This is a genomic window from Vibrio cionasavignyae, from assembly GCF_050337155.1.
GTDB lineage: Bacteria > Pseudomonadota > Gammaproteobacteria > Enterobacterales > Vibrionaceae > Vibrio > Vibrio nomapromontoriensis.
Genome location: NZ_JAKJSR010000010.1, coordinates 155,061 through 168,776 on the forward strand (window position 1 = coordinate 155,061; position 13,716 = coordinate 168,776).

A 13,716-nucleotide genomic window follows, 5' to 3' on the forward strand; every position below is an offset into this window, starting at 1 on the left:
GCGAGTTGACTACAAACCCTTCTGTGACTTACCTCTCATGTCTGTTATTTGTTGAATAAGTCTGTATAATCCGCCGCGTAACAATCTGTACTTTCAATTCTGTCGATTAGCGCTGTTATTTACGCCAATCGTCATTCTCATACCTAGGAATACTTCTTTGATATCTACCGCTAACATCACCATGCAATTCGGCGCTGAGCCGTTATTTGAAAACATTTCAGCTAAGTTCGGTAACGGTAACCGTTACGGCTTGATCGGTGCCAATGGATGTGGCAAATCGACATTTATGAAGATTCTTAGCGGCGCGCTGACTCCAAGTTCTGGCAACGTATCCATTACTCCAGGGTTAAAGCTGGGTGTTTTAAGCCAAGACCAATTTGCGTTTGAACAATACAACGTGATTGATGTCGTGATTATGGGTGACCGCAAACTATGGGAAATCAAGCAAGAACGTGACCGTATTTACTCATTGCCAGAAATGAGTGAAGAGGACGGCATGAAAGTGGCCGAACTCGAAAGTGAGTTCGCTGAAATGGATGGCTACACCGCAGAAAGCCGAGCGGGAGATATTTTGATCCAAGCCGGTATCGAAGAAGAATTTCATTTCGGTCTGATGCAGCAAGTTGCACCGGGCTGGAAGTTACGTGTCCTCCTTGCCCAAGCGCTATTCGCTAACCCAGATATCCTGTTGCTCGACGAACCGACCAACAACTTGGACATTCACACCATCAACTGGCTGGCGGAAGAGCTTAATCAACGTAAGTGTACGATGATCATCATTTCGCACGATCGTCACTTTCTCAACTCAGTTTGTACTCATATGGCTGACATTGATTACGGTGAGCTTCGCATCTACCCAGGTAACTACGAATACTTCCTTGAAGCATCAGGGCTCATTCGTGATCAACTACTGGCAAGCAACGCAAAAAAAGCAGCAGAAATTAGCGAACTACAAGATTTCGTCAACCGATTTGGTGCCAATGCTTCCAAGGCAAAACAAGCCAGTTCTCGCGCTAAAAAAATGGATAAAATCAAGCTTGATGAAGTAAAGTCAACAAGCCGTATTAGCCCGTCGATTGATTTTGGTGAAGGTAAAAAACTTCATCGCCAAGCACTAGAGTTGCAAGATCTTGGACATGGCTTTGACGGAGAGGTGCTATTTGAAAAAGGCAACTTACTCTTAGAAGCTGGCACTCGTTTAGCCGTTATTGGCGAAAATGGTGTGGGTAAAACCACACTGTTACGTTGCCTTGTAAACGAACTAGAACAAAACCATGGTGTAGTAAAGTGGTCTGAGAACGCATCAATTGGCTATTGCCCACAAGACAGCACAGCCGATTTCGACAATGACTTGAGCATTTTCGACTGGATCTCTCAATGGCGCACCGTTAAACACGATGACTTAATGGTCCGTGGCATTTTAGGTCGTTTATTGTTTACTGCAGATGATGCTAATAAAAAGGCTAAGAACTGTTCAGGTGGTGAAAAGAACCGCCTATTGTTTGGTAAGCTAATGATGCAAGACATCAACGTATTAGTCATGGATGAGCCGACCAACCACATGGATATGGAAGCCATTGAAGCATTAAACAATGCCCTGAAGAAATACGAAGGTACATTGATTTTTGTCAGTCATGACCGTGAGTTTGTCTCTTCTCTTGCGACATCAATCATCGATGTTAAAGACAAGCAATTAGTACAGTTCCAAGGCACCTACAACGAGTACCTTGCACACCAAAAGAAGATGCTCGCTATTAGTTAATACTTAAGTAACTAAGTACACGCGCACTCGAAAGAATAAAGGAGCAATGACACGATGTGTCTTTGCTCCTTGTTGTATTTAGAGGTAACCGCCACCTGTTACATCATTAACGCAAACTAAGAGATAGCCGTAATTTCGACTCATCACGCCCTTTCAACCCGCTATCACCTTGTTCCTCTCTCAGTAATCAAATAAAACTCGCATGTTTTAATCACCAAAACCGCTCAATTTCCAAGCTGTGCCGATTATCACTGTATACCTCGCGAGGTTGTTCTAGAATACTAATAGTATTGATTAATGGGAGTAGCGTATGTGGCAAGCGATTTCAGACCAACTATCAGACACGCTGATGTTCAAATTCAACATAAGAGAACGTGTAAAAATGGATGGTGGCGACATCAATCAATGCTACATGATCAGCGATGGTGAACAGCGCTACTTTATTAAAACTAATCACAAAGACTTTCTGCCTAAGTTTGAAATAGAAGCAGAAAACCTCCACGCACTGCGTGAAACCAATACGGTCCAGCTGCCAGAGGTCGTGCTCATTGGCAAAACAAAGGAGTGTGCGTTTTTGGTCCTCAACTACATTCCGGTTAAACCCTTGGATGTCGCGGAGAGCAGCCATCGCTTCGGTGTGCAACTGGCAAAGCTACACAAATGGGGTGAACAAGCCGAGTTCGGTTTTGATCAAGATAATTACCTAGGTGAAACCTTGCAGCCAAACCAGTGGCATAAAAAATGGTCGCGCTTCTTCTCCGAACAACGCATCGGATGGCAACTACAATTGCTAAAAGAGAAGCAAATTACCTTTACCCCAATCAGTGAGTTTGTAGATTTAGTTAATGACCAACTCTCGGGGCACAACCCAAAACCATCGCTATTACATGGTGATTTATGGAATGGCAACGTCGCGAATTCCGCATTTGGTCCGCTTTGCTATGATCCCGCAAGCTACTGGGGGGACAGAGAGTGTGATTTAGCAATGACTGAGCTATTTGGTGGATTTCGTCCAGAGTTTTACCAAGGCTATGAAAGCATCCTCGCTATTGAACCGATGTACGAATACCGAAAACACATTTATAACCTTTACCATGTGCTCAATCACTGCAATTTGTTTGGAGGACAGCACTTAGACGAAGCGGAAAGACTTATTTCAGCCATCCAGTCTTCGTAGTTTTTCCTACCACTATAGCCTACGTCTAAATCGTTATACGTAGGCTATAGTCGAATCGATATCGACCCAGCTCAAAGTGAAACAACGAAACGGGTAATGACTTGTTGAGCGCCTAACCAATAACTAATGTCAGCGCTATAAAGAACATAAGCGTACCAACTAGCCCTTCCAGAACTTTCCAAGACATTGGCTTACTAAAGAGTGGTATCAGCAAGCGAGCTCCGTAGCCTAGTGAAAAAAAGAATACAAATGATGCCGAAACCGCTCCAATGCCAAACGACCACTGCTGCGGTGCGTATTGGGTTGATATTGAGCCGAGCAGTACCACGGTGTCCAAATAGACATGTGGATTTAGCCAAGTTAACGCCAAACAAATCCCTATCGTTTTCAATAACGAGCCTTTAGACTCTCCTTCGGGATCAAGTTTATGCTGAACGGTAAACGCAGAGCGAAAACTCTGAAAGCTATAAACAAACAAAAATAGAGCACCGGCGTACCGAGCGATAACCTCCACCGATGGGTACGCTTGAATAAGCACACCAAAACCGCCTACCCCGGCAGAAATTAGCAAAGCGTCCGATACCGCGCACACCAAGCATACGAAAAAGACATGATGCTTCTTAAGCCCTTGCTTTAAAACAAAGGCATTTTGTGCACCAATGGCAAGAATTAGCGAAATACTTAACGAAAAGCCAGTGACAAATACATCAAGATTGATAGGGAGCATTTTAATCCTTTAAACACGTTTATCCGCATTGCTTAACGAAGAAACTTCGCATCACAAGGAATCCTCGAAGAACGGCATAACGCTGTCGTCGTAAGTAGCAATTAAGCGTCGTTTTCATGACGCGTAGAAACAACCAGATCATCGTCAACAAACATAATCGAAAACACAATAGGTCGACAACAGACATAGCAATCTTCAATATACTGCTGCTCTCCGTTTGAGCAATCAATGGAGGTTTCAAATTGCTCACCGCAGTAAGGGCACTCTACATAACGAAATCGAATAGCATCCATATCCTTTCACCCTATTTAACTTATTGTGTCGCGATCTGTGATCAATAAACCTTCTATAGCTGTTTCGTCATAAAAACACTGTTGGGATCAAGCGTATAATCTGCAAAGGGTGGACACTCTACAAAGCCGAAGCCTTGATATAACGTTCGTGCTGGATGAAAAAATGCTTCCGTTCCTGTTTCGAGACTGAGTCGATTAAGACCTTCTTGCTTAGCTGCTTGACATAAATGAACAACGAGTTGCTTCGCGATACCTTTGCCCCGTGCGGAAGTCGCAGTACGCATTGACTTAATTTCACCATGCTTCCCATCTAACACTTTAAGAGCTACACAGCCAGCAAGCTCACCATCAATCCAAGCGGACCAAAAGGTAATATCTGGGTTTTGTAATCCGGTTAAATCCAATGCATGAACGCTATCCGCTGGAGAAGTGGCGTACATGTCATCAAGATGCTCTTGTAATAGACCTTGAATTTCAGGCCCTTGTAAATCGTCCTTAATTATTTCCACGTGTATATCCTTATACGTTGAATTACCTCAATTAATGTTGCAGCGATGATATCACTACTACGTATGTCACCAAAACTCTAATATTTTTTCAAGCTACCCCCCTCGATCTTCGTTTTATCACACAACAGAGTGACATCTTACTACTCAACAAATATTGACATAGCGGACTACGACATGAGTGACGCCGATGCAATCAGTTCACCATAATATGCACTAGGGTTATATCTGAAATCCGTTGGTATCATTTGTAGTTATTTCATTTAAATTGCTAGCCTATCCATACCAAAGCGCAAGGATGTGACTCAAAACTCATAATATTAACTTAAGGCAACGACTATGAAGAAATTAACCATTATTGCATTCACTCTTGGACTTACCTCCGGATCCGTATTCGCAAATGATACCTCTGGTTGGCGGTTAGGTGGCGGTATTGGCGAGTTCACTTCAAGTATGTCGCTCGATAATAGCGACGAGCTACTTAAAGATAGTGACGCAAAGACCTCATATGTGTTAGAAGCTGGCTACGAATTTAACGACATCATTGGCTTAAAATTGGCGCTACAGTCAGGTGAATGGCACAACAATGTCGCGCAAAAAAACGGGGAATACACGGGTAAAAATATACAAGAATTTAAAACGCTTATGATTACTACCGATGTCGGCTATACCTTTGAACTTGGCAACTTTGATATCAAGCCATATGGTGAGCTAGGAGGATTTGCCACCAATGGTTCTTCAAACTTAGAGCGCCACTATCCAGACCGTACGGAAACGAGAAACGGTATCTATCAAGGACATGGGATAGTATATGGTTTAGGTACCCGTATCACGTACAACAATAATTTTTATACAGACCTCAATGTGTTGAAAACGAGTTCTTCTATGGCACGTGAATACGGCGAGTGGGATCAGGGTATCGAAGAGCCAGTACAGGCGCGTATGACCATCGGCTGGAAATTTTAAGAGTAATCTCACTTCAACTGTACAGCAGTGATTCAAAATAAGGCAAAGCCAACGCTAAGCCTTATTTTGATAGCATGATGACGAGACTGTTGTATATCACCTCTTAATCTGACACTCGGCCTCTGAGCGCCTTAGTATTTCCTTTACGTTTCTTCGCATCCATTCTACGCGTTTGTGAGTTTCGAGTAGGTCTTGTTGCCCTTCTCGCTTTTTGGACGACTGCGGCAGACACGATAAGCTGTTTAAGACGCTCTAAAGCATCTTCCCTATTCTGCTCTTGAGTTCGATAAGCTTGCGCCTTAATGATAACAACGCCTTCTTTCGTGATTCTCGTGTCAGATAGCGCTAACAGCCTTTCCTTATAAAAATCAGGCAGCGTTGAACGTTTAATATCAAAGCGTAGGTGTATCGCTGAGCTCGTCTTATTTACTTTCTGTCCACCGGCCCCCATAGATCTTATTGCCGTAAGCTCTATTTCCCACTCAGCTAATTCAACGCTATTAGAAATTTTCAGCATAGTGCCGCTCTAGTCTGTAAAAATATTGACATGTGAACCTTCTAACCACCACGTTATTTCCCGCACAGGAGTTTGCATAAACATTTGTAAGCATGGTCGGCGTTCTAGACGCTCGCTTAGCTAAACGTAGACACATAGAGTGCTTCAACTTTGTCGCGAGCCCACTGGGTCTTTCTTAGAAACTTAAGTGAAGACTTAATCGACGGGTCATTGCTAAAGCAATTCACATTGATGTGGTAATACAGTTCGTCCCAACCGTAATGCTCAACCAAACGAGTAAGGATTTTTTCTAGTGTAAGGCCATGCAATGGGTTGTTTTGTTGGTGGCTCATAAACAAGCGTCCTGATTATATTTTATGGAGAAAAGCGTTGGTCGAAGTTGGAGGTTACGATAACGGTTAAAAAGCAATCTAACCTACTATTTAATAGCCACGAACTGGCAAAAACGCTTGTGATGGCACAAGCTTATTATGAATTGGGGATAGGATCAAAGCGAATGATGTATGTTGGCATTCCAAGCGATAGAATTCTACTGCCGAGCCCGCAAGTAAAGCTGCAAAGCATAGGAAGTAGGCTCACTCAAACAGAATGAAATGCCTTTGAAGATATGAACAAGAATAATGACATTCTATCGACAATCATCGCTACAAAGCATAATCACACGCAGCAGTAGCGAATGAGTAAACAACGGGAGCGATAGTGCCCATATTCGCTCCCGAAAATACTAAGCAAAAAAAGAAACATAAAAGGTAAAATTGCCAAATATTTTTTTGATTTAGTCTTATTCGCTATTTTCTAACCCAATGCAAAGCAAATCAGCAGCTAGCGCACCAGTACTCACCGTTATTCCCGCCACCAATAATACTGCCACATACTTACTCGCCAAAATACATAAGCCCAAGGTATTAATAATTTTTTCCATATCGTTTCTCCTTCGAAACAGGGTGTTGTTTTAATTACATAAATCAATAAACACACCCATTTTAGAGCAACGGATATATGCAGTTTGCGAGCCCCCACAATGTATCGCACTAGGATATTATAATTCTTATGTAAAAAACGAAAATTGCACAAATTTACAACTGGTAACAAAACATCTTATAAACCAGCCAAGGGGCGATAAAAAAGCATGACCCGAGAACCGAGGCATGCTTTGTGTTCGAGTTACCTAAAAACGCCATTTATGCCGTTACTTTGTCAGCGACGTTTCGTTAGGCTTCTTTCTTATCAATCATGTGTAAATGAACGTCTTGCTGCGGGAATGGGATAGAGATACCTTCTCTATCAAAGCGTAGTTTCACTTCTTTCGTAACATCCCAATATACATCCCAATAGTCGTCCGTCTTCACCCAAGGTCGAACAATAAAGTCAACTGAAGAGGTATTGAGCGTGTGCACTTTGATCATAGCCTCTGGGGTACTAAGCACTGAAGGATGAGTAGTAACGATGTCCGTCAGTACCGCTTCCGCTTTTAACAAATCATCGCTATAGCCAATCCCGAATATCATATCAACACGACGAATCCGCTCATGGGTCACATTTTTAATCACATCACCCCAAATCTTGCCATTCGGTACGATAATAATTTGATTATCAAAGGTACGAATAGTGGTATTAACTAAGCTCATGTGACTGACCTTACCATCTACGCCACCAGCAAAAACAAAGTCCCCAACGTCAAACGGGCGATAAATAAGTAACATCATCCCAGCAGCAAAGTTGGAAAGTGTATCTTGTAATGCAAAACCAATGATGACACCTGCGATACCAAAACCTGTCAACACAGGGGCTAGATTAAGGCCAATCTGCGACAAACCGACCATAATACCGATAATCCAAACGATATTACCAGACATAGAAACAAAGAAGTTTTGCATCAGATGAGAAAGCTTAAAATTCTTCGTTACTACTGCCTTACTCACCACCTTACGAACAAGCTTGACGATCATGCGTGTTGCCATCAATATCAAGATAAAGATGAATACTTGGAACAGCTGCTGAGGGGCATTCTCTGCTAACCAAGTTAACCCCGCACTCCACCACTCATTTGCCAATGAGAGCAGGACTTTTACATTTAAGATATCTTGGGTGATGCTACCAGTGACTTGGAATATTTGACGCTTATATTCCGAGGTTTCCAAATCCATTTCATCACCCAGCACAATCAACTTCTGCAGACTATCGGTTTCAATCGATAACCTTTGCGTAGTGATTAACTGTGTCATCTGGAGTGCTGCTTTTTCTGATTCTGGTGCAGCTGCTATTTGAGTCGCGACTGTTTTCACTTGTTGATCAAAATATTCAATTGACGCAGAAACTAACCTCATCCGTTTGGTGATAAACAACGATAGTTCTTGTTCTAATTCAGAATTGGGTTCACCGAGTTTTTGTAACCAGGTCAAGTTCTGCCAACTACTCTCATAGGAAGAGTCTAAATATTCTAATAACTCGCGGTACGTATTGAGGATAGACAGTTTTTGCTCATCTTTTGCTGCATTAAACTTCTCTGTGATCTTTTTGATTTTTTCCTCAAGATACGTTTTTGCCCCATCCGTATACTCTTGCTGCAACGCGACTTGCGCACTTAAAATCGGCTTTGGTAATGCATCATTATCAATACCTGTGGCGATAATATCCCTTAGTTCATTGTTTTTATTAAACAACCTAAATTGGATCGCATCTTTTTGATCCCCTGTAGAGAGCTTTAACGACTCTGCGAGCTCTTGAATCTCTCGATTAACACGATCAAAGTCCCGCTGTTCTTTGGTTAGCGGTACAGGTTCATTTTCTGCTTGCGCGTGGGCATATGATAAGAAAACACCGTTTAATCCAATGATGAATAACAATAAGACTGATTGAAACTTTACCAACCGTGACACCTTCATTCCCGACTCCTTGATGGGCTTCACTCCCCTCGGCATGTGCCGAGGTATTCGCTATCTATTCATGCCGTTGTCATAAAACTAGATAGCTATATCAATAATAGATTAGTTTTATTCGAGGATAACCCCAATGACGAAAAGATTACTCGCCAAACTCGCCTCCTTCGTCAAAAATCATTTAGGGATATGTATTTTTATGCCCTTTATTCGAATTAGTTGCCTTTTATTTGAACTATGCTTAGCGATGATAACTTCAATTGACAGCGCTTTTATTAAAGTAAGGAGCGAGATATGGGCATCATTTCATGGATTATTTTAGGTCTAATTGCCGGAGCACTCGCAAAATGGTTAATGCCGGGCAACGATGGCGGGGGTTGGTTAGCCACGATGGGACTAGGTATTGCTGGTGCATTTGTCGGCGGATTTATTGGTGGATTGCTCGGTTTTGGCGGTGCTAATGGTATTAATATCGGCAGTATTATTACCGCTACCCTCGGTGCTTTCATCCTTCTTTTCGTCTACAACCGTTTTATTAAAAACTAACTTGAAGATTAAGCCTAGACAATAAGCTATGAGGGCGTTTCAGTTACTGAACTCGCCCCTCCCTTTCTCGCTTGGTATTGAATTAGAATTGACACGGCAATGTCGTAAACGTTAGTCCTACATAGCACTGACTGACGCTAGATATTCAGGTTCGCCGAGGCATTGAAGGAATACATTTTGATTTCTTTACGATCTTCCCACCCTAACGAACGATAAAACTGCTGTGCGTTTTCGTTTTCAGTGGTAACAAAAAGATGCGTTTTATTAATACCAATCAATCCTAAAGCTTGGGTCGCTTTTTCAATTAGGCCTCGGCCAATTCGTTTACCACGATGCTTATCCGCTACCGCAAGATGTTGAATATAACCTCGACGCCCATCCGTCCCTACTAACACGGCACCTACAATATGACCTGAAACCATGGCGACATAGCTCAAGTTTGGGTTCTGATCTAAGTATTCGGTAATACTTTCTCGGCTATCAGCCTCACGCAATTGCATGTTTTCCGTATCATTCCACAGCCCAATGACCGAATCATAATCGGTTGATTGCATTTCTCTATAGGTCACACTCACTGAGTAACTCCTTTTAACTCAATAACCTCAACGCGATACCAGGGTACCCTTTTGATATACAAATAATAATTTAGAAAGATAGCAACGTCACCGCTGCCTCATGGCGACAAACATCTAGAGAGCATAAATCATGTCATCATGCCATTGACCATCAATCATGTAGGCATCAGGTACTCGCTTTACCAAAGTAAAACCACACTTACTCAGCACCCGTTCAGACTGGGTATTTCCATATGTCACCGTCGCCTCAAAAGCGATATCCGGAAGGTGAAATTGCGCCCAGTTTAACAGCGCTTGTAATGATTCTGTCGCAAAGCCAAAGCCATGACATTCAGGTGTCAGTAAATAACCGACCTCAGCCTTATTGCCATCAATAATAAAGCCGGTAATGCCAACCTTCTTGCCTGTTTCTTTTTCAACAATCGTTAAACATAACCAATGAGATGCGGAAACATGCCAAGGGGGTAAGCGCTGTATAAACTTCTGATGAATTTCCGCATCTGTTGGTACATCAAAACATAAGTGAGTCACCCGATTATCACTGTGAAGCGCTTTAAAAAAACTCTCATCACTAGCGTTGATTTGACGCATACAAAGGCGACTACTTTCAATATTTATTTTCATGATGGTTGCTTCAGAATGCTAGCCTAATGATGATTATCTCATCGAAAAGGACGTTATACGCCGACGGGATAGACTTTCTCGAACGTTTCCAAAACAAGATCATCGTCAGTAGTAAAAGTTAAACCTAACTGCGAAGCATAGCTCTGGAAGAAGTTGATATGGGACGTACGCCAAGATGGATAACTGCGATCGCCCTCACCCTCCATAAAAGCGAATTCAGGCGTCACGCTATCAAACGCGCAAATCGCCACACTGGTCACTTTAACAATACACACCGGCTCTTGAGCCCAGTTAAGCACTATAGATAATCGCCCGATCTCTGGAAGTGGCTCATCATCAACCACATACCCAGCTTTAAGACTACAGGTTGCGGTTTTTATGCCTTCATCAATTAGTCGCGCGCATTCATTTGCGTTGTATTCGTCGGCGCAGAAATGCTCTGCGACAACCGCAGGAACCGCCGCTCGCTCAGCTTGAGAGAGTGTGGATAAGTATTCTTCCAAAAATTCACTTTGCTTGGGTGTCATAATCCTTTACTCAAAATAAACATCCTTTACATCGATATTACAATGAGTTGCGCTAAGCTGACTAGAAGAAATTTGTCATTTACGTCTAAACTACACCGAGCCTCCATCATGGCTATTGTGATCGCCTTTAGACCGTGAGACTCGATAAAACATCAGCACCGCAAGTATCAAAGCAATAATAATCGGTACTCCCCACAACAACGCATTTTGTTTGGTCAGTGACGGCTGATAAAGGACGTGCTGCCCATACCGAGCAACCATATAATCCTTCACTTCTTGCTCTGTTTTCCCTTGCTTTATTAGCTCAAACACTCTTAGTCTAATATCTTTCGCTACAGGCGAATTTGATTCAATCAAGTTCTGGTTTTGACACATAGGACAACGCAATGTTTTTGCTAATGCTATTGCGTCCTTTTGTTGTTTAATCGAGTCAAATTCGAATAACTCCACCGATTGCGAATTGGCTGATGCCGGTGAGATGCTAAAACAAAACGTCGCTAACAGTAATACTGCACAAGCAGACACCCAAAAGCCTGCCCCATTTATCGCGTAAACCTGACTACTTCGCACCTTACCCTCCAGTTATTATTGAGCGATTGTTTTACATGATGCTCGGACATTATCCTTCCCTCGTTGACTAACTAACACGCCAGCAACACCCATAACCATAAGCAGCGCACCCAACCAAAGCCAACGGATAAATGCCTTAAATTGAATCCGCACCGCGTAATGTCTGCTATCAATTTTTTCGCCTAGAGAGATGTAAATATCGCCGTCCCAAAATGCAGTCATAGATGGCTCAGTCATATTCATAACACGTATCGGGTAATGGCGTTTTTCCGGATGAGCCAACCACACTTTTTCTAAATCACTTTCCTTATCATGTAACGGGCGTATTTCAATCACTGCTCGCTCAGCACTGAAAGAAGGAGCAATATAGAGATGTGTATCAACATAATGAAGTTGATAGTCACCGAACTCAACTTGGCTACCAGGACCTAGCTTTCGCGTTATTTCATACGAGTATTCACTGTTCATAGCAGCGCCAAACGCAACAATTGCCAGTCCAATGTGAGCCACTGATACGTACACCATTCGTTTAATGTGAGAACTGGCTCGGCTGCGGTAAAGTGCGATCCCATGAGTCGCAATAACCCAAAGCGATCCCCATGTGGCGAAAAGTGCCCACATTGACCATTCAGCACCGACAGATTTGTTATGATAGACGTAGTAGCTAACGATACCACCAGCAAGCCCCAAGGTCATGACAGCTAACCCTACAAGTGTTGGACGCAGGCGATAAGGCGCCGCCGAATCCCACTTTAGCAACGCAGAAAAGCCAACAACAAACAACGCAATAATGGCTAATGGCGCAATGAGAAGATTGAAATAGGGTGCACCAACCGAGATGTTCCCTAGCCCTACTAGCTCATATACCATTGGGTAGAAAGTGCCAAATACGACAATAGTCGTGGCTAAGGTAAATAGATTCGCACACGCCAGAAGTAAAAAGTTTTTGTTTAAGACGCCTCGTAACGTTCGTGATTGAATCGAATCAATACGCTTAATCAGTATCAAAAACGATAATATAAAAACCAACGACAGTATCCCCAATAAGGTAAAACCCTTACTAGGGTCAACCGCAAAGGCATGAACAGAGGTAAGCACACCAGAGCGGACAATAAACGTACCCAAGATGCTCAAACAAAACGTCACAAAGGCCAGTGAATAGCTCCAAATGAGAAGCTGGCTCTTCATTCGAGACGCCAGTAAGGTATGCATCAACGCCGTCGCGGTTAGCCAAGGCAGTAAGGAGGCATTCTCAACAGGATCCCAAAACCACCATCCTCCCCAACCCAATTCGTAGTACGCCCACCAAGAGCCCACTGCAATGCCCAACGATAGAAAAACCCACGCATTAAGCGTGTACGTTTTCGCATCATTTAGCCATGTTGACCCAGTTTCATTTTCCAACAGCGCCCCTACGGCGAGTGCAAGCACAGAGGCGAAGCCAACATAGCCGATATATAACAAAGGCGGGTGGATGATTAAGCCAATGTCTTGCAGCATTGGGTTCAAATCACGACCTTGCGTCAATAAGATCGGATTTAGTTCAAATGGATTGGAAGCTAAAAGGGTAAACCATGCAAAAATGGCGATAAAGGAAAGCATGATCCATATGGCATGAAATCGATGCCCTCTCTCCGACGAGTGTGCTTTCGACAAACACACACACCATAGTGACAGTGTCACCACCCAAAATAGCATTGAACCCTGATGCCCACCCCATGTTGCTGCTATTTTAAACGGTAGTGGCAGTTGGCTGTTCGAGTTCTGTGAGACATAACTTAACGCAAAATCATCAATGGCAAATCCGTATGCCAGTATCACCATCGACAATAGTGAGAAAAACAAGGCAAGAAAGCTGCTTAAGCGAACGACTCGCACCAGATCCGCCATCAAGTTTGATCGAGATTCTCTACCTGTGCAGATGAGTCCGCACGCCGCTCCTAAGGTACTGACTATAGCGGTACAAATCAGTGCGAGTAATCCAATATGACCAATCATAAAACCTCAATCAAATAACAACAGTGAAAGCCCATACATTTTAAAACAC

The 13,716-nt window shown here is 42.9% G+C and carries 16 protein-coding genes; 4 read left to right on the forward strand and 12 right to left on the reverse strand.

Annotated elements, in window-relative coordinates:
- The first annotated feature begins 157 nt into the window (after positions 1–157).
- Together L4D74_RS03915 and L4D74_RS03920 are read left to right on the forward strand one after the other, a co-directional pair.
- Positions 158–1,762, forward strand: a complete 1,605-nt coding sequence (locus L4D74_RS03915) for an ABC-F family ATPase (RefSeq protein ID WP_428750813.1) — start codon at positions 158–160, stop codon at positions 1,760–1,762.
- A 310-nt stretch (positions 1,763–2,072) separates the two neighbouring features.
- Positions 2,073–2,939: a fructosamine kinase family protein gene (locus L4D74_RS03920; RefSeq protein ID WP_428750814.1), complete on the forward strand. Its 867-nt coding sequence runs from the start codon at positions 2,073–2,075 to the stop codon at positions 2,937–2,939.
- Positions 2,940–3,051: 112 nt separating this feature from the next.
- Here L4D74_RS03920 and L4D74_RS03925 read toward each other — a convergent pair whose 3' ends face one another.
- The 3 genes from L4D74_RS03925 to L4D74_RS03935 all read right to left on the reverse strand — a co-directional run bounded on the left by L4D74_RS03925 (position 3,052) and on the right by L4D74_RS03935 (position 4,468).
- Entirely contained in the window at positions 3,052–3,666 is a 615-nt protein-coding gene (locus tag L4D74_RS03925) for a LysE/ArgO family amino acid transporter (protein WP_428750815.1), read from the reverse strand.
- Between the two features lie 101 nt (positions 3,667–3,767).
- Positions 3,768–3,959 (reverse strand): CPXCG motif-containing cysteine-rich protein, encoded by a 192-nt coding sequence (locus L4D74_RS03930; protein ID WP_428750816.1) that lies wholly within the window; start codon positions 3,957–3,959, stop codon positions 3,768–3,770.
- A gap of 53 nt (positions 3,960–4,012) precedes the next feature.
- Entirely contained in the window at positions 4,013–4,468 is a 456-nt protein-coding gene (locus L4D74_RS03935; protein WP_428750817.1) for a GNAT family N-acetyltransferase, read from the reverse strand.
- A 336-nt stretch (positions 4,469–4,804) separates the two neighbouring features.
- Between L4D74_RS03935 and L4D74_RS03940 the strand changes: the two genes are divergently transcribed.
- Positions 4,805–5,431: an outer membrane beta-barrel protein gene (locus L4D74_RS03940; protein WP_428750818.1), complete on the forward strand. Its 627-nt coding sequence runs from the start codon at positions 4,805–4,807 to the stop codon at positions 5,429–5,431.
- A gap of 103 nt (positions 5,432–5,534) precedes the next feature.
- Here the strand turns inward: L4D74_RS03940 and arfB are convergent, their stop codons facing one another.
- The 4 genes from arfB to L4D74_RS03960 form a co-directional block, all read right to left on the reverse strand.
- Positions 5,535–5,948, reverse strand: a complete 414-nt coding sequence (gene arfB, locus L4D74_RS03945; RefSeq protein WP_250617309.1) for an alternative ribosome rescue aminoacyl-tRNA hydrolase ArfB — start codon at positions 5,946–5,948, stop codon at positions 5,535–5,537.
- Positions 5,949–6,064: 116 nt separating this feature from the next.
- Positions 6,065–6,280 (reverse strand): VF530 family protein, encoded by a 216-nt coding sequence (locus L4D74_RS03950; protein WP_265672961.1) that lies wholly within the window; start codon positions 6,278–6,280, stop codon positions 6,065–6,067.
- 449 nt (positions 6,281–6,729) lie between these two features.
- On the reverse strand, positions 6,730–6,870 hold the full coding sequence (locus tag L4D74_RS03955) for a hypothetical protein (protein WP_428750819.1): 141 nt from the start codon (positions 6,868–6,870) through the stop codon (positions 6,730–6,732).
- A gap of 289 nt (positions 6,871–7,159) precedes the next feature.
- Positions 7,160–8,833: a mechanosensitive ion channel family protein gene (locus L4D74_RS03960; protein ID WP_428750820.1), complete on the reverse strand. Its 1,674-nt coding sequence runs from the start codon at positions 8,831–8,833 to the stop codon at positions 7,160–7,162.
- Between the two features lie 288 nt (positions 8,834–9,121).
- Between L4D74_RS03960 and L4D74_RS03965 the strand changes: the two genes are divergently transcribed.
- Positions 9,122–9,373: a GlsB/YeaQ/YmgE family stress response membrane protein gene (locus tag L4D74_RS03965; protein ID WP_265672964.1), complete on the forward strand. Its 252-nt coding sequence runs from the start codon at positions 9,122–9,124 to the stop codon at positions 9,371–9,373.
- A 137-nt stretch (positions 9,374–9,510) separates the two neighbouring features.
- Here the strand turns inward: L4D74_RS03965 and L4D74_RS03970 are convergent, their stop codons facing one another.
- From L4D74_RS03970 to L4D74_RS03990, 5 genes are all read right to left on the reverse strand, one after another.
- Positions 9,511–9,927 carry a GNAT family N-acetyltransferase gene (locus tag L4D74_RS03970; RefSeq protein ID WP_428751163.1) on the reverse strand — a complete coding sequence of 139 codons (417 nt, stop codon included), beginning with the start codon at positions 9,925–9,927 and terminating at the stop codon, positions 9,511–9,513.
- Between the two features lie 135 nt (positions 9,928–10,062).
- On the reverse strand, positions 10,063–10,572 hold the full coding sequence (locus L4D74_RS03975; protein WP_428750821.1) for a GNAT family N-acetyltransferase: 510 nt from the start codon (positions 10,570–10,572) through the stop codon (positions 10,063–10,065).
- Positions 10,573–10,625: 53 nt separating this feature from the next.
- The gene (locus tag L4D74_RS03980) at positions 10,626–11,099 is read right to left on the reverse strand and encodes an ASCH domain-containing protein (protein ID WP_428750822.1); all 474 of its coding nucleotides are present in this window, start codon (positions 11,097–11,099) and stop codon (positions 10,626–10,628) included.
- 90 nt (positions 11,100–11,189) lie between these two features.
- On the reverse strand, positions 11,190–11,669 hold the full coding sequence (locus L4D74_RS03985; RefSeq protein WP_428750823.1) for a cytochrome c-type biogenesis protein: 480 nt from the start codon (positions 11,667–11,669) through the stop codon (positions 11,190–11,192).
- 15 nt (positions 11,670–11,684) lie between these two features.
- The gene (locus L4D74_RS03990; protein ID WP_428750824.1) at positions 11,685–13,667 is read right to left on the reverse strand and encodes a heme lyase CcmF/NrfE family subunit; all 1,983 of its coding nucleotides are present in this window, start codon (positions 13,665–13,667) and stop codon (positions 11,685–11,687) included.
- Between the last annotated feature and the right edge of the window lie 49 nt (positions 13,668–13,716).